Source organism: Leptospira andrefontaineae, from assembly GCF_004770105.1.
GTDB lineage: Bacteria > Spirochaetota > Leptospiria > Leptospirales > Leptospiraceae > Leptospira_B > Leptospira_B andrefontaineae.
Window position 1 is genome coordinate 313,390 of the sequence record NZ_RQEY01000018.1, and the last position, 19,419, is coordinate 332,808.

The window sequence follows — 19,419 nt, forward strand, 5'->3', positions numbered from 1 at the left end:
GTATGATCGATCATAGATTTTTTCTAGAAGACAAAAGAAGCCTTAGGCTTTTGATCCTGGGAAACAAAGAAGCTTCCGGAGATCCAAACGATCCGAATTTTATACGAGAAAGGGTTCTCCAGGCCTCGGGAGTCGCGGGCGCCGAAGTGTTCTTCATGAACCAGGAACATGGAACTACCATCCTGGAAGCAAACGGATCTCCTAATTCCGAAATTCCTACAGGGGACGCTCTATTTACCACCGAACCTAAAAAGATCCTAGTCGTAAAAACAGCGGATTGTATGCCTATATTCTTTTGGACTGGAAGACCTGCTCTCGTGGGTGTGATCCATTCTGGTTGGAAAGGAACTCTTGCCGGAATTACGGAAAAAACCTTGGCTCAGGTTCAAAAAAGATACGGAGTAGATCCTGAATTAGTTCATTTCTATTTGGGACCTTATGCCACCGGCAAACATTACGAAGTCGGAGAGGATGTTGCTTCTCTCTTTAGAAAAGAAGTTCCGAATTCTCTCAAAACATTAGAAGAACCTGGAAAGTTTTTGCTAGAGCAGAAAACTTTCTTACTTTATAGGATTAAAGGTCTGGGGATCCAACCTTTTCTGGAGACTGCTGGGGTTTGCACCATGTCTCCCAATTCTAAATTTTTCAGTCATAGAAGGGGAGATACTGGTAGGAATTTAAATTGTATCTGGTTGGAATAAGATCCTAAATCGGAAAATTTAGGATCAGATCTTGATTGTCTTACGAACGGTAGCGTTCGCTTTTTCTAAAACCTTCTCTCTTTTGATAGGTTTTACTAGATAATCCATGATGCCGTCATCAGTGAGAGACTTGATAACTGCAGGAGTGTTTTCGTCGGTAATCACAATTACTCTAGGAAGAACTCCCATTTCTTTCATCTCGTGAAATGCAGCAAAACCGTCTATCACAGGGAGGTGAAGGTCTAATGTAATTAGGTCAACCTTTCGGTTTTCTTTGTACATATTCAGGAGTTCTTTGCCGGTTTCTGCAAAGCCGACCACTTCGTAACCTTCGGATTCCAGGATCTGAGCCAATTGTTTGGCTTGGAATTTAGAATTTTCCGCAATGATTACCTGATAAGGTCTTCCTGATGGAGCTACTCCGCCTTTCATCCAGTCACCGTCCCCGTTAATTCAAGAAATTTCCAGAAAGTTTCATACTTTCAGTATTTATATACGTAAAAATATGAAATTTCCAAGCATCGAATCAATTCCAGGCTTTATAAAACCTTCTCAATTTCTATTCCGATTTCTTCCGTTCCCAAAATTTCGGCGCCTTTCTCGGCGATATCTCTGGTGCGTTTTCCTGCGGAAATCACTTTACGGACCGCAGTTTCTATCTTTTGTGCTTCTTCTTCCATAGAGAAAGAATAACGTAAAAGTAGCGCGGCACTTAAAATCTGGGCGATCGGGTTTGCAATTCCTTTGCCTGCGATATCCGGAGCGGATCCACCGGAAGGTTCATATAAACCGAAACCGGATTCCGAAAGGGAAGCGGAAGGAAGCATTCCAATGGAACCCGTGATGATAGAAGCCTCGTCGGAAAGAATATCCCCGAACATATTCTCGCAAAGGATCACGTCGAATTGTTTCGGATTTACGATCAACTGCATCGCCGCATTGTCTACATAAAGATGGGATAATTGGACGTCGGAAAATTCTCTTTTGTGGAGATCGATCACCACTTCTTTCCAAAAAACGGAAGTGGTTAATACGTTTGCCTTATCGATACTCGTGACTTTATTATTTCTTTTTCTAGCCGCTTCGAATGCAACTCTTGCCGCTCTTTCGATCTCTCTGCGGGAATATCTCATAGTATCAAATGCAAATTCTTCTGCTCCGCTTCCTTCTCTACCTTTTGGCTGACCAAAATAGATCCCAGAGGTTAATTCTCTTAGGATAAGAATGTCTAGGCCTTCTCCAATAATTTCAGGTTTGATTGGAGATGCATTTCTAAGTTCAGGATAAATGATCGCAGGTCTTAAATTCGCAAATAGATCGAAATGTTTACGTAATGGGAGAAGAGCTCCTCTTTCCGGTTGTTTTTCTGGAGGAAGAGATTCCCATTTAGGACCTCCGACAGATCCGAATAAGATAGCATCTGATTCTTCACAAAGTTTTAATGTTTCCGGAGGAAGAGGTCCTCCGGTTTTATCGATGGCGATTCCTCCTACAAGTGCTTCTGTAAATTGGAAGTCGGAGGCTTTGGAGCCGAGCGCTTTTTTAAGAACGGATAGGGCCACCTTCATGACCTCGGGGCCGATTCCGTCCCCTGCTAATACGGCTACTTTTTTCATAGAGAATATTGTTTTCCTTTTTATTTCTGTGTGTCTAGGACGGATTCTAGAATATCCAATCCTTCATTCAAATATTGTACTGAGATCGTGAGTGGTGGCATGATACGAATGACAGTGTCTCCTGTTGCATTTACGATCAGTCCTTTTTCCAAGCAGAGTTCAGCGATCGGTCTAGAAGGAACAGTTAATTCTACTCCTATATGCAAACCCTTTCCTCTGATCTCTTTTATGATCTTATTCTTTTGTTTCATCTGATTCAGACGGCTGAATGCGATCTCAGAACATGAGTTTACGTTTGCAAGAACATCTCTTGTCTGCATGATCCGGATGGTTTCATAAGCAATTGCGGCACCCAAATGATTTCCACCATAAGTGGTTCCATGAGTTCCTTTCGCTAAAACGTTTTGGTATTTTTCCGCAACAATAAGAGCGCCTATCGGGAATCCGGAACCTAGACCTTTTGCAAGAACCATTACATCCGGAGAAAATCCGTAAGTCTCGAATGCAAACATGGTTCCTGTTCTTCCGAATCCTGTTTGGATCTCGTCTAGGATAAGAAGCGCCTCGTTTTCCAAGGTTAGTTCTCTTACCAAGTTCATGTATCCGTGATTGAGCGGAATGATCCCGCTTTCTCCCAGGATCGGTTCTGCAATGAATGCTACCACTCTACCTGCAAATTTTTCGAATACGTCTACAAGTTCTTCTTCGTTGTTTGGAGTAACGAATTCGATACCTTCTAGAAGTTTTCCGAAACCGGTATGAAGTTTTTTCTGTCCTGTTAAACTGATCCCGGAAACCGATCTTCCATGAAAACTTTTGTGAAGAGAAATGATAACCGGATCATGGACCTGTTTTTGTTCCGCGTAGGCTCTTGCAAGTTTGAATGCGGCCTCAATTGCCTCTGTTCCTGAATTACATAAAAATACTTTTCCCGGAAAAGTATTCAAGACGAGAAGTTCTGCTAAACGAGATGCCTCTTCCGAATAGAACCAATTGGAAGTATGCATAAGTTTGTCGATTTGGTTGCGAATCGCTTCTATAATATCAGGATCGCTATGGCCCAGATTTGTAACCGCAACACCTGCTAAAAAGTCAATGTACTGCTTATTGTTTTGATCGAATAATAATTCGTTCACTCCGTAACGGAATGCTACAGGGTAACGATTGAATAAGTCTAAAAGATACTTATCTGAAAGTTCTTTTGTAGTTTGAAAATCTGATGCAGTTTCGTTCATGATAAACCCGCCAATTGTAAAAATAAGGACTCTGTTTCTTTCAATTCTTCTAATAAACTTTCAGTGAGTTTTGGGATCTCAGTTTTGGTCTTAGGAGAAGTCCTACTTTTGAAAGAAGAATAAATTTTGATCTTAGGTTCAGTCCCAGAGGGACGGATGGTCAGCTTTGCCTGATCTTCTAATTCTAATTGGATTACATCGGAAGAGGGAAGACCAGAAAACGCAGATTTCGATGCACTTCCTTTTGCGACCTTATTCTTAAAATCTAAAAACCCGGTAACCTTTCTTTTACCTATAGATTTTCCGATCAGATCGGTATCGCGTAGAGATTGTAGTGAATCTTGGATTTTCTTTTTACCTGCAAGACCTTCTAAGGTTAAGGACTTTAGACTTTCCTGGTACAAACCATATTTCAGATATATATCATCCATATAAGATAGAAGGTCTTTTTTTTCGGAAAGAACTTCCATCAAAAGAAGTGCAGATGATAAACTATCCTTATCTCTTACGAAATCCACCGGTAGATAACCGTAGGATTCTTCTCCTCCGAATAGGAAATATTGGTTTTTGCTTTTATCCAGTTTTCCCATAACTTCTGCGATAAATTTAAAACCTGTTAGAACATTCTTAAGTGCGATCTTGTTTTTCTTTGCGATCTCTGCTTGCAAGTCAGTGGTTACGACTGTTTTTACGAGAACCGGCTTTTTTCCTTTTTTAGGTTTTGAACCAACCTTCTCCGCTAAGTACGCTGCAAGAATAGAACCGATCTGGTTTCCGTTTAGAAGTGCGTAGCCCCCTTTCGGATCTTTCACTCCAATCCCGAGTCTGTCTGCGTCGGGATCGGTTGCTATAAATGCGTGAGCTCCAATCTTTTCGGAAAGTTTTTTACTCATCTCCAAAGCTTCCGGTTCTTCCGGGTTGGGGAATTTAACCGTAGGAAATTCTCCATCCGGATCTTTTTGTTCCGGAACCAAGGTCACGTTTTTGTATCCGAAGTCTTGTAGTAATTTCTTCATATATTTTCCGCCGGTTCCATGCAGAGGAGAATATACTAATTTTGTTTGGGATCTTTCTTTAGGAGTGACCTTAGCCGATACAATTCCTGATTTTTTAAGCGCTTTTAAATAAGAAGAAAAACAATCTTCACCCGCTTTTTGGACTAACTTCTTGTATTTTGCATCTTTAGAAGAAAGAAATGGGATCTCATTCCAGTCTTGGACTTTGTCGATCAAAGAGATGATTTTTTTATCATCAGGAGGAGCAAGTTGTTCTCCTTTAGAAAGATACGCTTTGAATCCATTGTACTCGGGTGGATTATGAGATGCAGTTAAAACCACACCACCTGTTGCCTTATAATAACGAACTGCATAAGAGAGTAACGGCGTTGGAGCTACTTCGGAAAATAAGATTACCTTGATCCCGAAAGACGCAGCCACACCTGCGGTGACCTCTGCAAATTCTCTGGACCTTCTTCTGGAATCGTAAGCGATTACTAAGATTGGCTTTTTGGATTTTTGGATCAGATATCTTGAAAAGCCTAGGGCAGCTTTTCCGACGGTGAACTCGTTCATTCTGCCGATCCCGTTTCCGATCCTACCTCTCATTCCTCCTGTTCCAAACTCTAAAGGAACAGTAAATGCCTCGATCTCCAGGCCGTTTGTTTCTCCGTTTTTATATCTGTCCAGGACGGCCTTGGCTTCTTTTTGCACCTGGGGAGAAAACGGGGATTTGGTCCAGGATTCTATGTGGGATTCTGCGCTCATATATTTCTCTAGTTCACCCTATACTTGGAATAAAAAATCTAGTTCTTCCTGGTTCAAGACGTTTTTTCGCCGATTCTATAAGTATGGAATCTAATGAAATTTCCCGAGAACAACATAGGGAACTGGACTCACTTAGGGCAGTATTACGGAACATTTCCTTCCTTCTATTTTTACTTTCCGGAATTTTAACATTTGGAGCCTTTTTGAAGGAAGCTCCCGGAAAGATTGTAATCCAAGCTATGTCAGCGGTTTTATTTTTTATCTTGGGAATCTTGGGTTACGGAGCTTCTCTTTCTTTCCGTAAATCCTTGGCCTTGGAAGAGAAGGATCCGGAACAGATACTATTCGCTCTCAAGGACCTGCGATTTTTCTTAAGTGGACTTGGTTGGATATTACTCGGTCTATTTTTACTCTCCTTTTTTGGAGCTTTTGCATTGCTTCTTTCCTGAGCTATTAGTCTTTTTCCTCTTTCGAGCTATGTGTGAAATTCAAATACTTTCAATTTTTCGCACAGAGGCACGGAGCACACAGAGTTAAAATGACCAATCTCTCTGCGTCTTTGTGTCTCTGTGTGAGAAAAACTTCGCGACTTTAGGCTACAAATGTATCAAGGTCGAAAATTAGGTATTTTGTGGACTTAAGGGAATTTTTCATAGAAGATCGTCTGGAAAAATTTAGGACGGAAGCTTCTTGTAATCTAGGAGAGAGCGGAATTCGTAATCTGGACCTGGGCCATCTCGCAGAATATCTAAATTTAGATCTGAGGGAACTCGGAAAACTTTCCTTAGCGGATTCTCCCAATTCAGGAAGGAAAGATTTAAGAGAAGAAATTGCAAAACTTTATAAGAACGTTTCTCCCGATCAGGTTTTGGTAACGACCGGAACTGGAGAAGCTTTATTCATCGCATTTCATTTACTTTTACAAAGTGGAGATATTGCATCCTTATTTTGGCCGGCGTTTCAGGCACTGTACGAAGTTCCAAGATCTCTCGGTGGGAATCTACAAAAAGTAAACCTTCTTCCCAGATTAGAAAGTCAAGAATTAGGATTTGGAAAAGAGAACGTAAATTTGCTCTTTCAGAATTCTCCTAAACTTATTGTATTCAATCATCCGCATAATCCAACCGGGATCATAGCGGAAGAAGAAGATAAAAAAGAAATTCAAAAACTAGCTGCGAATTTTCCGAATTGGATCTTATTTGATGAACATTATAGATTTCTTTCGGAAGAGGAGGACTTGGGTTGGAGCGGTTTTGGTATTTGCGAAAATTCAATCTCTACCGGTTCTATTACAAAATGTTTTGGCGTAATGGGACTTAGGATCGGTTGGTTGATTGGTCCAAAAAACTGGATCGTACAAGCAAGGTCCATGAAGGATTATCTGACTCATACAGTTTCCCCAATATCTGAGTTTTTAACTTTGAAACTTTTACAAAATCGTAAAACTTTACAAGGTAAGATAAAAGAAACTCTCAATGCGAATATACGAAACTTCGCCCATGCAGCGGCCTCGGATAAACTTCCTGGCGTTGTAAGTTTCAAAGAACCAAGAGGCGGGGTAGTCGGTTTTGCAAAATTGCAAACAGGTTTAGATTCTAGAAAATTTGCGGATCTTCTATATGAAAAGGCGGGAGTATTTGTTTTACCGTCTGCGGATTTTGAAACGGAAGGTTATATCCGACTTGGATTTGGAGAAACTGAAGAAAGATTTCGTTTAGGTCTTGAACGTTGGAGCAATTTAGGATCTGAGGTGATCGCTCTTTTGAATAAGTAAGCGATTTGTCTGTCTCTACTAAATGTTTCCGACTCCAAGGTGAAATAAGATTTTCCTAGAAATACATGAGGACTTTCTAATGTACTTTCGAATTGGGAATTTTCTTTAGCAGGTTTCCAGTTCCATTCTAACCCTCTGATCCCAATTTTTAAATTTTCACCTTGTATCTTCCAGTATGTGGGGCCAGTTCTAAAGGGTAAACCCTGTCTGAGCCTCGGATCTTCTTCTTTTAAAAGTTCTGGAGAGATCCAAACTCCAAGAGGAAATAGCATAGGTCTTTCCGGATCGATCTCTTCTTCTTTCGTATGTCCATAGACCCAGACTTCCGTTCTATAAACTCTATTAGGACTTGGATAAGTATCCTCGTATAAATTTCCTATTTGGTGAGAAAGAACTCTCATGGATTGGATTCTCACCTTCCATTTTCCCGGTTCTCCTACCGGAAGAACGGATTCGGGCAAACAATCTTGGAACAGATCGGAAGGAACAGAGGTCTCCCAAATTACGAATGGAGAAAGTGTAAGAGTACTTATTTGGGGAAACCAAACTTCCCAGAAATATGGTTTGTTTCGGAGATGGAAATTTTCCTTTTTGCGGACCTTCTGATTCACTACTTCTTTGAATAAATTTTCTCCGGGATGAAATGCTTTGAAAGAAGGTTCTGATTCTTGGATCTTGGATTTCCAAGGAAGAAAAAATAATAAGGACCAGAGTGAAACCCTATGCTTTCGGACCCTGTGGAATTTTCTTTTTGCGTTTGGAAAAATTTCCTCTGTTTCCGTTTCCGTAAAGGAGAAGGGCGGTAGGTTTTGCGACCAGTCTTCGGCCGTGGCAGATTCCTTTCCGTTTAAATTGCGAAAATTACTAGAACTGGACTCGGATGTTACGTAAGGATCCAGTCTTTTTTGGAGTCTGATCTTTCCCGCTTCCCATTTAATGGTGAGGTGGAAAAATAAAGACCGGAACCGGGAGAAAATTTTTTCTTTTAAACTTCTTAGTCCGATCATTCTTGGAGATAGGTTAGTAGATAGAGTTGGGAAAGGCAAGCCTAACTTCCCCTAAAAAAAGGAAAGAAATATGGGAAGAACGTCCTTAGAACATGATGAGTTTTTGAAATCCATAGATGCGTTCCATCTAAGGGTGCTCGCGGAGATTGATTATCCTCAATCCCTTTTTAGAGAAGGAAAGATCCAGGATACAATTTGTTTATTCGGATCCGCTCGGATCTTAAGTCCGGAAGAATGTAGAGAGAAAGAAACAAAGGATCTCACTGAATCAGAAAAGAAATTATTCCAAAAACAAAAAGAGATGTCCGTTTATTATGAGGCTGCCAGAAAAACCGCAAGTCTCATCACTTCTTGGGGAAAAGAAATTTCAAAAGATACCAGAAGAATGGCCATCTGCACAGGCGGCGGACCAGGCATTATGGAAGCTGCGAATCGCGGGGCCAAAGAAGCAGGAGGCCCGAGCCTTGGTTTGAATATCAGACTTCCTTTTGAACAATTCGTAAATCCTTATGTGGATCCTGAAATCAGTGTGGAATTTCATTATTTCTTCATGAGAAAACTTTGGTTTTTGAGATTATCCATGGGAGTAGTGGCTTTCCCTGGAGGATTTGGAACTGTGGATGAGTTATTCGAGACATTGACTCTTATACAAACAGGTCGCAATAACCGAAAGATCCCAGTTATTCTATATGGTACCAAATTTTGGAACGATATATTCCAATTAGAAAATATGAAAGAATATGGACTTATTGATCCGGACGACCTGAACCTGATTACTTACTGCGATACTCCTGAGGATGTTTTGGAAACATTAAAGAAAAAGGTCCCGCTGGATGGCGAATAGACCCAAAAGAGGGAGAAATTCTAGGATTTTTCCCAAATCTTTTTGGATTCCTTGACATAAGCAACTTACAGAAAACTATGGTCGCAGTATGGCCAGAAAATGTGTTGTGACAGGGAAAGGTACGATATCCGGAAACAATGTTTCCCACTCTCACCTTAAAACCCGTAGAACCTGGAAAATCAACCTAATCAAAAAACGTATCTTCTTGGAAGATGAGAATCGTTGGGTAACAGTTCGTATCTCTACTCGTGCTTTAAGAACCCTTAAGAAAAAAGGGATCAAAGCTGCGATCAAAGATAACGGCGAATCACTAAAAGCACTTGCCCCGAAAAAGTACGTCGGAATCCAAAAAAAGGCAATCTAGTCCTTCTTTTTCCGCGACCCCTGAATATGTTTCTCGAATTTACTTCCTACTCAGGAAGGAATTCGGGGACGTAAATTCTCCTCTCCAATATTCCAAAGACTACGAATTTGCGATCTCGGTAATTCTTTCCGCTCAGTGTACTGATGAAAGAGTAAACCAGGTTACTCCTATTCTTTTCAAAGAGTTTCCTACATTGGAATCTCTTGCTTCTGCTCCTTTGAAGAAGATAGAAAAGCTAATTTATTCTACGGGCTTTTATAAGAATAAGGCAAAGTCAGTTTCCGGTTTTGCAAACCTTCTTCTAAATGAGTACGAAGGCAAATTGCCTAAGAGTATCAAGGAACTAATCAAACTTCCAGGTATAGGAAGAAAAACAGCAAACGTTGTATTAAATGAAATCCATCATATTTCGGAAGGATTCGTGGTGGACACTCATGTTAAAAGAGTTTCTAAAAAGTTAGGTCTTACAAAACAAACAGATCCGGTAAAAGTGGAGAAGGACCTAATGCAAAATGTGCAGTCCGAATACTGGATGGATCTGTCCTTGTATTTTATATTTTTAGGAAGAAAATACTGCAAGGCGCATAGGACATTCTGCGAAACTTGTATTCTCAGAAAAGAATGTCCTTCTTCCACTTCACCAAAAGATTAAAGAGGTCAAAATGAACTCAGAAGTATTTTTAGATGAAAAAATCCAAGGAATGGAATTAAGCACTCAACATATAGTCATGTCCAGGGACTTAAACCAACACGGTTTTCTTTTTGGTGGGCAGATGCTTGCATGGATCGACGAAGGTTGTGCAATGTTCGTCATCGAAAAAATTGGATATTCTAATCTTGTTACAGTAACGATGGATAATGTGATCTTTAAAAGCCCTGGATTACTCGGTGAGATCATTCAAATTTTTTCTAAAATAGAAAAAGTAGGAAGGAGTTCTATCACCATCCGAAGTGCTGCTATTGCAAAAAATCAGAAGAAAAAAGAAATAAGAGAGATCATAGATTGTAGGGTAACCTATGTATGTTTGGATGATTCCGGAAAACCATTCCCTTATTTCAGTCAATTCGATCCGGAAGAATTTTTAAAAAGATAAAATGGCCGTTCTATTCCCGGTCTCTCCGGAAAAAGCGAACCTTCTTCTTTCCAGAATGAAAAAGCTGGGCATCGAAGAATCCGACCTGGAAGAAACTTTTGTAAGAAGTGGAGGCAAGGGCGGTCAAAACGTAAACAAGGTTTCGACTGCTGTCCGATTGTTTTATAAAAAAACAGGTCTCGAAATTAAATGTTCCATTCATCGCACCCAAGGTTTAAACAGATATAAGGCTAGAATTCTTTTATGTGATAAAGTAGAGGCCGAAATTTTAGAAGCTTCTAAAATAGAAGATCCTAAACTTGCAAAGATCAGAAAGGCCAAGGCGGATAAGGCTAGAAAAGCCAAAAGAAAGGCCGCTTCCAAGACTTTGGCAGGTCTAAAAAGAAAAACCTCTCCTGAAAATGATTGGGAAGAGGGATATTAGAAGTTCGTTTTTAGAAAGTCAAATTATTTAGATCATTATGCCGGAAGTAGTTAATCATACTCTGATCGTAGAAAAACTCAAAAACCTTACGGGTTCTCCTGGATGTTATCTTTGGAAGAATTCGGAAGGAGAGGTGATCTATGTTGGCAAGGCTAAAAATTTAGATAAGAGGATCCGTAATTATCTAAAAGAAAAACAAACGGATCTAAAAACCAGACATCTTCAGAGAGAAATTTTCGATCTGGATTGGTTTGCAACCTCCACAGAAAAAGAAGCTTTAATTTTAGAAGCTACTCTGATCAAAAAACATAATCCGAGATATAATGTTCGTTTAAAGGACGATAAAAAATATCCCTATATATGTGTTTCACTTTCCGAACCTTATCCAATGGTGTTTATCACACGTAAAATAAAGGATAATGGTGATAGATATTTCGGTCCTTTTACGGATGTAAGGACTACTCGCGAAATTTTAGATGTGATCCTGAGGATCTTTCCGATCCGAAAGGTCAGACAAAAACTACCGCTTCCTAAACCGAAACGACCTTGTTTGAATTTTCAAATGGGAAGATGTTTGGGTCCTTGCCAAGGAACGGTCCCGGAAGACGAATATGCAATTATTGTAAACCAAATCATCCAATTTTTAGAGGGTAAAAAAGAGATCCTAGCAAACGAACTCACAAAACGTATGGATGAGTATTCCGGAAAAATGGAATTCGAGATCGCTGCCCGTTACAGAGATATGCTTGGAAGACTGCAGATCTTCCGCCAAAAACAAACTGTAGTGAGTATGGATGGTGGCGACGAGGATGTAATCGCATTCGCTCGTAAAGAAGACGAGGGGCAAGTAGTTCTTATGGAAGTTCGCGGAGGACTTTTAGATAATAAAAAGTCGTTTCCTTTGCAAGGTGTACAAGATTCCACAGAAGAGGAAATATTATCCTCCTTCTTCCGAGACTATTATATGGGAGCAGGGATGATACCTGCGAGTATAGTGGTTCCTTTCGGTTTAAAGGAAGAAGGTGAGACTGTACTCGACTTCCTACAAGAGAAAACAGGTTTCCGACCTAAATTAAGATTTCCTAAAGCAGGAGAGAAAAAGTCCCTCTTAAAAATTGCAGAAAAAAATGCAGAACTCGGACTTACGGAAAGACTTCTTGCGACTCATTATAAGGACCAGACTGTTGCCTTAAAAGAAATTCAAGATATGTTCCAACTTAAAGAACCTCCTCATATTATAGAATGTTATGATATTTCCCATTTCCAAGGATCATTTCCTGTTGCAAGCGGTGTGATGTTCGTAGAAGGAAAACCTTTCAAACAAGGTTATAGAAAGTATAATATTCGAGGTTATGAAGGGATCAATGATCCTGGAATGATGCATGAGGTAATTTCCAGAAGGTTGCAAAGGATCATCAATGAAGATGGTGTGATGCCGGATCTTATTGTGATTGATGGAGGTCCTACACAGCTTGGAAGAGCATGCGAGGCAGCAGTAGAAGCAGGTGCGGCAAATCTTCCTATGGTTGGTCTTGCCAAAAAAAGAGAAGAGATCTATTTCCCTGGAGAAACTTCTCCGTATAGTTTTGATATGAATTCACCTGGGATGAGATTACTTCGACATCTTAGAGATGAAGCCCATAGATTTGGAGTGGAACATCATCGTTCTAGACGAAATAGAGAAGCATTGACAGGCCTGATCCGAGAAGTTCCGGATATAGGTTTGAAAAGAAGTAAACTATTGCTTAAATCATTCTCCGGACAGAAAAAAATAGAAGAAGCAAATGTAGCGGAACTAATGAAAGTTCCAGGAATAGGGGAAGCATTAGCAGAGAAAATTTATAATTATTTCCATTCTAATGTAAACCAAAGCAGTGAGACGGGCGGAATCATAATTCCGGAAAATTTAAACTCTAACTCCTAAAATTCGCAAGTAAGAAGTTTTTCCCCAGACAAGTAGATCTGGAGGGAAAAATGCGAACAATATTACCGGCTTTCAGCCTACTTATCTTCTTTATTTCCGCTTCCTGTAAGCAAGATCCTAGGCCTGAAATATTCTGGGAAGAAAAAGTAAATTCTGTAAACTTCCAATACGATCCGATCCAGGTAGAAGATTCAAAATTCATTTCCGATCTAATCAATGAGAATGGGCAGACTTGTTTTGTCTCTGGAGAGGACCCAAATTTTAAGATCCGGATCTGCATTGGTGATACAGGAATTTCAGAATTTGCAGAAATTCTTTCTGCTTGGAAAGAAGGATCCCTGATTCCTGAATTTCGTTCTACACTTTCAGATGATTCTGAATATAGAATAGGAACATATCCATTTTCTGAAGTAAAAAAGAAGATTGAAGGTTCCAGATTCGCGCTGGTAGGGGACAAAAAACTAAAATCGATACTCGCTGAAACTATATCTTGGGACAGAAGGAATTTTAATCTCAAGAATCATTTAAAAACATTCAGTATATTCACATTTTCGAATGGAACTTCTCTTTTAGTTCTTTCTCCTCATGTAGAATCGGAAGTTTATCTAGGATTATCTTTTAAATCACCAAACTTGGAAAGAGAGATCCAGAATTTGGTCACGGCTAAAAACAAAATCGGATTGGAAACTTGTGTCTCTTCTTTTCCAATCATCACTGAAATTTTTGGCGAAACCTCGAGTCTTGGAAGATGGATTGAGATTAATAATCCAAACGATTCCCCAATCTGCGAAGAAGGATTAGAATTCAATTTATTAGGAAACAAGGTTTCACTTCCGAAAACAACAGGTTTTATCTCTCCTTACGAAACACGGATCTATGCGGAAGATTCCACTTCTTTAGAACATATTTCTCTTTCAGGGTTTAAGTGGGGAGATCTTAAGAAGGTCGGCAAAATTACAGTAGGTCGAGGGGATCAATCGTTAGAGTTTAATCTTCCTGGAAGTGGATATCTATTCGGAGAAACGTATTATTCGTGGAAAGGAAATACATTCTCTAATTGTAAAACCACTTCCAAGTTTTGTATGGACCCTGGAGAGAATCGTACTTCTAACTTGGAGAATGAATCTGCTTGTGATCCGGATGAATTCGAATTAGAAGAATTAAATCCGAATGGATTATTGCATAAGAAAACTCTGCAGGCAGATTGGAAGTATATAGATCTGATCTATAAAGGAAGTAAAGTTTGCGAACCTTCTTCTTTAAAAATTGTCTGGGGTAAAAATCTTTTCCCGATCCGGATCTATAAGAAAATTTCGGAGGGAGAAATACTTAGCATAGGGAATCTTCCTTTTTTATTAGGAAAGCCTTCTTATTCTTTTGCGAATTTTAAGTCAGTCACTACGAACGATCTTGTTTCCATATCGGATTCGAAAGGAAATGAGAAAATTCTCTGGGACGGTATCTTTAGGACTTCCAAAGGAATTCCGACTCGTATCGTACTCCAAAAGACAAATGGTCAAACTGTAAGTATTTGTTTTGAGAATGGCCAGACATTTCTTCATCCATATTCAACAAATTCATACTTAAACAATGATCCACAGTTTGTTTTATCACAATCAACTATAGTTACAGAAAATCCCAGAACTTCTGCATCTAGAAAATTTTGCCAAAGATCTCAGGCTATAAGCAAAGCCGGTTTTTCAGAAGTTTCCTGGATGGGATCTTACCAAGGCCCCGATCCGATTTCTAAAGATAGATTTTTGGAATTTGTATCTGTTACTGAAAATTCTCCTGATTCTGTCTATTTAGAGATCATCCAAGATAATGGAACTGTAAATTCTATTCTTTTACCTTTAGAGAAAGAAGGTTTGAGCTTAGTTTCGTCCGGAAAGTCGACCTGTTTTCCAGAAACAGAGTTTTGGAAGGACACAAGTTTCAGTTTACCTTCTTCCGGATCAAATCTTCTGAAAGTGTATGATCCTTATACAGGAGAGCTTTGGGATGAGTTTGCTTATAGTTCTTCCGGTCCCGGGGTAAATGATACCAGAAACAAAATTAGAAGATCAGCATATTCTAAAATTGAATCTGGCATGAGGGTTTGGTCTGTAAGTTCCTATTCCGGGAAACCTTATCGCGATTCTAATTGCGCTTTGACGGATGCTCATCCCGGAATTTCGGAATAAGAAGTTTACTCATGAAAAGAATCTTCTTCTTATTCCTATTTTTCTACGCCCAATTTATATCCTCAGAAGAAGTTCGGAATCCTTCTTTAGAGATATATTTCCAATGGATCTTGTTTAGAACGCAGGGAAGGATATCGGAAGAAAAAGAAAGTTCTAGAATTTCTTCCTTAATATCTCCTGCTGTCTTCGGTTTTAAATTTGAGAAATACACTGAAAGATTTCGAACAGACTTGGAATGGAGTCTGATTACTACAGCAAATTCAGGAACATTTTTCTTACCCGGTAAAAACTCTTATATTGGGATTTTTTACAAAGGATTATTATGGGGGGTAGGAAGAAAGTCTGACTCTGAAGAATTTCCAGCTTGGTCTTCTTGGAAGGATGGTGTAGAAGGGTTGTTTGCGGAGACTGACCTGGATCATATCAAGATCAGATTCGATCTTTTGGATCTATACAGAGGATTTCCTTTATTGGAAAACCAATGGTTGAAACTGCAAGGAAGAGAATATTTTCTTCCGAAACAAGCAAGAGATGAACTGATCTCCGAAAAGGACAGAGCAGATTCGTCTCAATTCAGATACAGAGCTGGGATAAGCCTGACAGGAAATAAAGAAGATCGTTTCGTATATAGATTCAGAGTTCGTTATCTTTCCTTGGGAGACTGGGGGAGATTTGGCTCTGATACAAAAGAATCTAAAACAGAAACAATAGAGGGAGATAGAGATTATCTCGTAGAATGGAGGCTGGGGCTTGGATTCCTCTGGAAATATTTTTATGTTTCCGGGGACCTGTTTCTTTCCAGAGGAATTGATAAAACAGGATATCATCCGGCCCGGCCTGAAAGATCTATTCCAATTACCGGAGAAGCTATTAGATTTGATTTAGGTTTTTATAATACATATGGAAAAATTTGCATTTTCGGATTTATACCCGATAGAGAGAAAAGATCCTCTCAAGGCGAAATTTTAGAATTGGGTTTTGTAGGAATGGGAGCTTCACCCATTTCAAACCCAATCCTGCAACAGGTCTGGGGATTTTATCCTTCTACTTGGATTACAGATAAGGGGCTAGAAAGAGAAGAAACAAATTTTCCCGGTAAAAGGCCTGCGAGCTTATTCGGTTGGAAAGCAGAAGGGAAGTTTTTCGGGATATCTCCGAGTATTCATTTCACCTATATAGGATTTTTGAAGGAAGAAAATTCTTCCTCAGGTCTTTGGTCAATTTCTTCTAAAAATATACAAAATAAATTCCTGAGAGAAGCAGGTGTAAGTATTGCTTGGTCTCCTTTGGAAGATGATACCACAAAGATTGAATTTGATCTAGGTGGTTTTGAATCTGACGAAACAACAGGACTCAAACAATGGTACATGCTCTTTCGTATAGGAGGAGTCTTGAAATGAAGAAATTTAATTTATTCTTATTGATCGGCCTTTGTTTCTATTCCTGTGAAAGAACGGATGAAGATGTTTCTCTTTTCTGGGAAGATGAATTATATCCGAAGATTTTCTTTTCTTATCCAGGCAGGTTTGTTCCTTCCGGAAAGAAGAGAATTGTCCGAGAAGAGATCCTACGAATTATTCGAGAAACGAATGATTCTATCTATATGCATATTTATTCATTAGATGATCCGGAGATAGAAGAAGAGCTCATCCATGCAAGCCATAGAGGTGTTCATTTAGAATTGATGGGGGAATGGGGTAAAACATATCCGGTCTCCATATTACCATTTTTGAAATATTGGAAGGGGACAGGATTACAACATACAAAGGTTTTGGTTTCCGATAGATCACTGGTGTTTATGGGAACGGGTAATTTTACCTACTATGGTTTGGAACAGGACCATAACGGGTATATAGAATTTAAATTAAATCGAAAAGAATGGGAAAACTTTCACTCTTTCCTAAGAGAAGAATATCCATTTCCTGTTTTAAAAATTGGTGGATTAGAATTTTGGAATTCTCCTCGAGAAGGAAATTTGATCCAGAATAGACTTTTGGATTCTGTTTTTTCTTCGGAACATTCTATTCGATATTTGATTTTCGATCATTATGATCCGATTTTAAGTTCCGGATTTACTCGGACAAATCATGGATTTATCAACGGAATCTATAATCGTCCTATTGATCCGGAAGGTACTATTCTTTCGAGCAACTCCAGGATGGAGATTTGGGAAGATGGAAATGAAGATATTTTGGATGACCCCACGATTGGAAAAGGAGGACTTCTTCATCATAAGTCTATGATCTTAGATGACATAGAAGTATTAACTGGATCATATAACTACTCTCTGAGTGCAAGGGATTCTAATCGGGAGATTCTCATTCGAATGAAGAATTCTCGAATTTCCAAAGAATTCCAACAAGAATGGGAGAATATACAAAACAAAGCGAAACGTATAGATGTCTCCCAACAAAATTTGCACCTGAATACTAATAACACTTACAGTTTTGACTCAAGTAATGATCAGATTTGCAGATCTCAAGTTCAGCAAGAGGATTCCTTTTTAGAGATCGGATTTGTTTGGTTTCGTTGGAATAATTTTTACCGATGGAAAGAAGAATCTTGTAAATCAGTCGCAGATTATGAATCGATTAGCTCCCGATTCTTTGGAGGAAAAAGTGAGTTTCCAACGGATGCTGTAGATAATTTAGGAATCCAATCATTTACTAGATCAGGAACGAAAGGTTTATCTCTGCCTAAGTCGGATCTGATGAAGGAGTTTCATTCAGCGATCTTAAAACCTTCTATCTTTTTACGACCATCCCAATTTTTAGGAACAGAAGCTGCCTGGGTTTTTCCGGATGATACAGAACTGAATGAATTTCTCTCTGAAAATTCTCCAGGACAAGTTTGGATTTTAGAAAGAGGAAAACTTCCTAAGAAGGTCGGAATCGAAGTAGAAGAAGGAGTGTACTATCTTTCGGAAGGTGTAAATTCGAATTCGGGTGTTCTAATACTGGAATACGAGAACTTTGGTCTATATTTCTGTTATAAATCTATCAATTATAATCTGAACTGGCCGGAGCAGATTTTATTTGCAGCTTATAATTTTAGAGAAATTTCTAATATTTCGGGAAGGTATTCTAAATCCGATTTGGAATTTTTTGCAGAAGAAGGGCTTCCGAACCAAAGGAAAAAAAATCTATGTGTTGTCTCCCTTTGATAATAGGACTTCTCCTTTTACAAAAAGGCCTAATAGAATCCAAAACAGGATCACCACTTCGTCATCCTGGAAATAACACTGGAATAGACCTGAGACAAAAAAGCCAATCAATCCATAAAAGAATACTAATGCTTGAAATTCTTGTTTGGATTGGAATAGATAGGCAAGTAGGATTGCGCCCAATCCCAAGTAGATCAATGCAGCAGGGATACCGAACACGGACGCCAAATGAAAATAATCATTATGAGCATGCCCTCTTTGTGTGACTTCGTAAAAATACGAGAGTTCGGAATATTCTTCTGAATGAGTAATCCTTACTTTTTCGATCTCTTTATTATAATTTCCGGGACCAACTCCAAGGATTGGATGTTCTTGGATAAGTGGAAAACTAGAATCCCAGATGAATGTTCTTCCGGAATCAGTATGTTTTTCTTTTCCGAAAAGTGGTCCGATCACTTTTTTACCCGCAGGACTGAATGTAAGTACTAGTCCTATCAAAAATAGTAATCCTAAAAATAGGGCAGCACCCTTGATCAAAAAGGATTTTGAAAATTCTTTTCTAATAAAAAATAAATGCACACCCGCAAAGAAGATACTTACTCCAGCTCCGATCATGCTGGACCTTGCTTGGTTTAATAAGAATACCAGGCAGTATAAAAATAGAAGAAGTCCTGCTATTAGTATCTTCTTTTTGTCCCCTTGGATCAGAGTTCTTAAAAAGCCAAATACTGCAAAAGCGGAGAAAAATTGTAACAATCCTCCGAAGGTCAAATGAGTGTTCATCAAACCAATCGAAATATAAAGAGGAATAGAAGAAAGTGAACCTAATGGATGAGTAAATCTATAACTGCTGGAAGTTTTGTATAGATCACTGATAAGCCTCGAAAGTCTCACTGGAGTGAAACCTCCTACGACTCCAGTAAATACAAGGAGTAGAAAAAGCCAAAAGAGTGCTCGGTAAACTTTCGGTAAGTCTTCCTTTGTAGTAAATCCTACTGAGAGAAATCCGAAAAATAGGAAGAAGTCTTTGAGCTCTCCATTCCAAGCTGCTTTCGCATATCCGAGGTTAGAATTGTCGAATACAAGGTGGATCAGAAATACGATCCCATACCAAAGAAAAAGAGAAATGGAAATTTTAGAAACAGGATGATTTGGTAGGATCTCCTTCCAATTTCTTGCTTTTAGCTGATCCGCTAATCCGAAAAAAAAGGAAAGCAGGAGAAACCCCTGGCTGAGGCTAACCGAAATTCCAATGGAAGGAAGGGTCGCTAGTAAACAGAATAGATGTGCCTTTTTCAAAAACTCTTTCATCTGAATTCTGGAAATA

General features: G+C 39.2%; 18 protein-coding genes. 12 read left to right on the forward strand and 6 right to left on the reverse strand.

Features of this window, described 5'->3' with window-relative positions; translation table 11 throughout:
• Nucleotides 1-2: 2 nt before the first annotated feature.
• Entirely contained in the window at nt 3-701 is a 699-nt protein-coding gene (locus EHO65_RS13145; RefSeq protein ID WP_135774992.1) for a purine nucleoside phosphorylase YfiH/LACC1 family protein, read from the forward strand.
• 24 nt (nt 702-725) lie between these two features.
• Here EHO65_RS13145 and EHO65_RS13150 read toward each other — a convergent pair whose 3' ends face one another.
• The 4 genes from EHO65_RS13150 to EHO65_RS13165 form a co-directional block, all read right to left on the reverse strand.
• A complete protein-coding gene (locus tag EHO65_RS13150; RefSeq protein WP_135774994.1) occupies nt 726-1,133 on the reverse strand; it encodes a response regulator in 408 nt (135 codons plus the stop codon).
• Between the two features lie 107 nt (nt 1,134-1,240).
• Nucleotides 1,241-2,317, reverse strand: a complete 1,077-nt coding sequence (leuB, locus tag EHO65_RS13155) for a 3-isopropylmalate dehydrogenase (protein ID WP_135613419.1) — start codon at nt 2,315-2,317, stop codon at nt 1,241-1,243.
• A 20-nt stretch (nt 2,318-2,337) separates the two neighbouring features.
• Nucleotides 2,338-3,552 carry an acetylornithine transaminase gene (locus EHO65_RS13160; protein WP_135774996.1) on the reverse strand — a complete coding sequence of 405 codons (1,215 nt, stop codon included), beginning with the start codon at nt 3,550-3,552 and terminating at the stop codon, nt 2,338-2,340.
• Nucleotides 3,549-5,315 (reverse strand): phospho-sugar mutase, encoded by a 1,767-nt coding sequence (locus EHO65_RS13165; RefSeq protein ID WP_135774998.1) that lies wholly within the window; start codon nt 5,313-5,315, stop codon nt 3,549-3,551. Before EHO65_RS13165 ends, EHO65_RS13160 begins: the two co-directional genes overlap by 4 nt.
• Nucleotides 5,316-5,398: 83 nt before the next feature.
• Here EHO65_RS13165 and EHO65_RS13170 point away from each other — a divergent pair, with 83 nt between their 5' ends.
• Both EHO65_RS13170 and EHO65_RS13175 read left to right on the forward strand, forming a co-directional pair.
• Nucleotides 5,399-5,764: a hypothetical protein gene (locus EHO65_RS13170; protein WP_135775000.1), complete on the forward strand. Its 366-nt coding sequence runs from the start codon at nt 5,399-5,401 to the stop codon at nt 5,762-5,764.
• Nucleotides 5,765-5,946: 182 nt separating this feature from the next.
• Entirely contained in the window at nt 5,947-7,089 is a 1,143-nt protein-coding gene (locus EHO65_RS13175; RefSeq protein WP_135775002.1) for a pyridoxal phosphate-dependent aminotransferase, read from the forward strand.
• On the opposite strand, the gene EHO65_RS13180 is transcribed toward EHO65_RS13175, so the two are convergent.
• Nucleotides 6,987-8,135 (reverse strand): hypothetical protein, encoded by a 1,149-nt coding sequence (locus tag EHO65_RS13180; protein WP_135775004.1) that lies wholly within the window; start codon nt 8,133-8,135, stop codon nt 6,987-6,989. The genes EHO65_RS13175 and EHO65_RS13180 overlap by 103 nt on opposite strands.
• Nucleotides 8,136-8,166: 31 nt before the next feature.
• Between EHO65_RS13180 and EHO65_RS13185 the strand changes: the two genes are divergently transcribed.
• From EHO65_RS13185 to EHO65_RS13225, 9 genes are all read left to right on the forward strand, one after another.
• Nucleotides 8,167-8,940: an LOG family protein gene (locus EHO65_RS13185; RefSeq protein ID WP_135775006.1), complete on the forward strand. Its 774-nt coding sequence runs from the start codon at nt 8,167-8,169 to the stop codon at nt 8,938-8,940.
• 88 nt (nt 8,941-9,028) lie between these two features.
• Nucleotides 9,029-9,304, forward strand: a complete 276-nt coding sequence (rpmB, locus tag EHO65_RS13190; protein WP_008590546.1) for a 50S ribosomal protein L28 — start codon at nt 9,029-9,031, stop codon at nt 9,302-9,304.
• Nucleotides 9,261-9,956, forward strand: coding sequence for an endonuclease III domain-containing protein (locus EHO65_RS13195; RefSeq protein ID WP_135775008.1), 696 nt, complete (start codon nt 9,261-9,263; stop codon nt 9,954-9,956). The genes rpmB and EHO65_RS13195 overlap by 44 nt, the downstream gene beginning before the upstream one ends.
• Nucleotides 9,957-9,966: 10 nt before the next feature.
• The gene (locus tag EHO65_RS13200; protein ID WP_135775010.1) at nt 9,967-10,398 is read left to right on the forward strand and encodes an acyl-CoA thioesterase; all 432 of its coding nucleotides are present in this window, start codon (nt 9,967-9,969) and stop codon (nt 10,396-10,398) included.
• A gap of 1 nt (nt 10,399) precedes the next feature.
• Nucleotides 10,400-10,822: a peptide chain release factor family protein gene (locus tag EHO65_RS13205; RefSeq protein ID WP_135775012.1), complete on the forward strand. Its 423-nt coding sequence runs from the start codon at nt 10,400-10,402 to the stop codon at nt 10,820-10,822.
• 37 nt (nt 10,823-10,859) lie between these two features.
• Complete coding sequence (gene uvrC, locus EHO65_RS13210) at nt 10,860-12,746, forward strand: excinuclease ABC subunit UvrC (protein ID WP_135775014.1); 1,887 nt, start codon at nt 10,860-10,862, stop codon at nt 12,744-12,746.
• 50 nt (nt 12,747-12,796) lie between these two features.
• Nucleotides 12,797-14,929, forward strand: coding sequence for an LIC11755 family lipoprotein (locus EHO65_RS13215; RefSeq protein WP_135775016.1), 2,133 nt, complete (start codon nt 12,797-12,799; stop codon nt 14,927-14,929).
• A gap of 11 nt (nt 14,930-14,940) precedes the next feature.
• Nucleotides 14,941-16,329, forward strand: coding sequence for an LA_2168 family protein (locus EHO65_RS13220; RefSeq protein WP_135775018.1), 1,389 nt, complete (start codon nt 14,941-14,943; stop codon nt 16,327-16,329).
• Nucleotides 16,326-18,092 (forward strand): phospholipase D-like domain-containing protein, encoded by a 1,767-nt coding sequence (locus EHO65_RS13225; protein ID WP_135775020.1) that lies wholly within the window; start codon nt 16,326-16,328, stop codon nt 18,090-18,092. Before EHO65_RS13220 ends, EHO65_RS13225 begins: the two co-directional genes overlap by 4 nt.
• Here EHO65_RS13225 and EHO65_RS13230 read toward each other — a convergent pair.
• Nucleotides 18,072-19,403 carry an O-antigen ligase family protein gene (locus EHO65_RS13230; RefSeq protein WP_208744091.1) on the reverse strand — a complete coding sequence of 444 codons (1,332 nt, stop codon included), beginning with the start codon at nt 19,401-19,403 and terminating at the stop codon, nt 18,072-18,074. The genes EHO65_RS13225 and EHO65_RS13230 overlap by 21 nt on opposite strands.
• Between the last annotated feature and the right edge of the window lie 16 nt (nt 19,404-19,419).

Bases quoted from the DNA above. Each gene is read 5' to 3' on its own strand.
- EHO65_RS13160 (WP_135774996.1), bottom strand. From the start codon at position 3,552: ATGAACGAAACTGCATCAGATTTTCAAACTACAAAAGAACTTTCAGAT.
- EHO65_RS13165 (WP_135774998.1), bottom strand. From the start codon at position 5,315: ATGAGCGCAGAATCCCACATAGAATCCTGGACCAAATCCCCGTTTTCT.
- EHO65_RS13215 (WP_135775016.1), top strand. From the start codon at position 12,797: ATGCGAACAATATTACCGGCTTTCAGCCTACTTATCTTCTTTATTTCC.
- EHO65_RS13200 (WP_135775010.1), top strand. From the start codon at position 9,967: ATGAACTCAGAAGTATTTTTAGATGAAAAAATCCAAGGAATGGAATTA.
- EHO65_RS13145 (WP_135774992.1), top strand. From the start codon at position 3: ATGATCGATCATAGATTTTTTCTAGAAGACAAAAGAAGCCTTAGGCTT.
- leuB (WP_135613419.1), bottom strand. From the start codon at position 2,317: ATGAAAAAAGTAGCCGTATTAGCAGGGGACGGAATCGGCCCCGAGGTC.
- EHO65_RS13150 (WP_135774994.1), bottom strand. From the start codon at position 1,133: ATGAAAGGCGGAGTAGCTCCATCAGGAAGACCTTATCAGGTAATCATT.
- EHO65_RS13230 (WP_208744091.1), bottom strand. From the start codon at position 19,403: ATGAAAGAGTTTTTGAAAAAGGCACATCTATTCTGTTTACTAGCGACC.
- EHO65_RS13205 (WP_135775012.1), top strand. From the start codon at position 10,400: ATGGCCGTTCTATTCCCGGTCTCTCCGGAAAAAGCGAACCTTCTTCTT.
- EHO65_RS13220 (WP_135775018.1), top strand. From the start codon at position 14,941: ATGAAAAGAATCTTCTTCTTATTCCTATTTTTCTACGCCCAATTTATA.
- EHO65_RS13185 (WP_135775006.1), top strand. From the start codon at position 8,167: ATGGGAAGAACGTCCTTAGAACATGATGAGTTTTTGAAATCCATAGAT.
- uvrC (WP_135775014.1), top strand. From the start codon at position 10,860: ATGCCGGAAGTAGTTAATCATACTCTGATCGTAGAAAAACTCAAAAAC.
- EHO65_RS13170 (WP_135775000.1), top strand. From the start codon at position 5,399: ATGGAATCTAATGAAATTTCCCGAGAACAACATAGGGAACTGGACTCA.
- EHO65_RS13225 (WP_135775020.1), top strand. From the start codon at position 16,326: ATGAAGAAATTTAATTTATTCTTATTGATCGGCCTTTGTTTCTATTCC.
- rpmB (WP_008590546.1), top strand. From the start codon at position 9,029: ATGGCCAGAAAATGTGTTGTGACAGGGAAAGGTACGATATCCGGAAAC.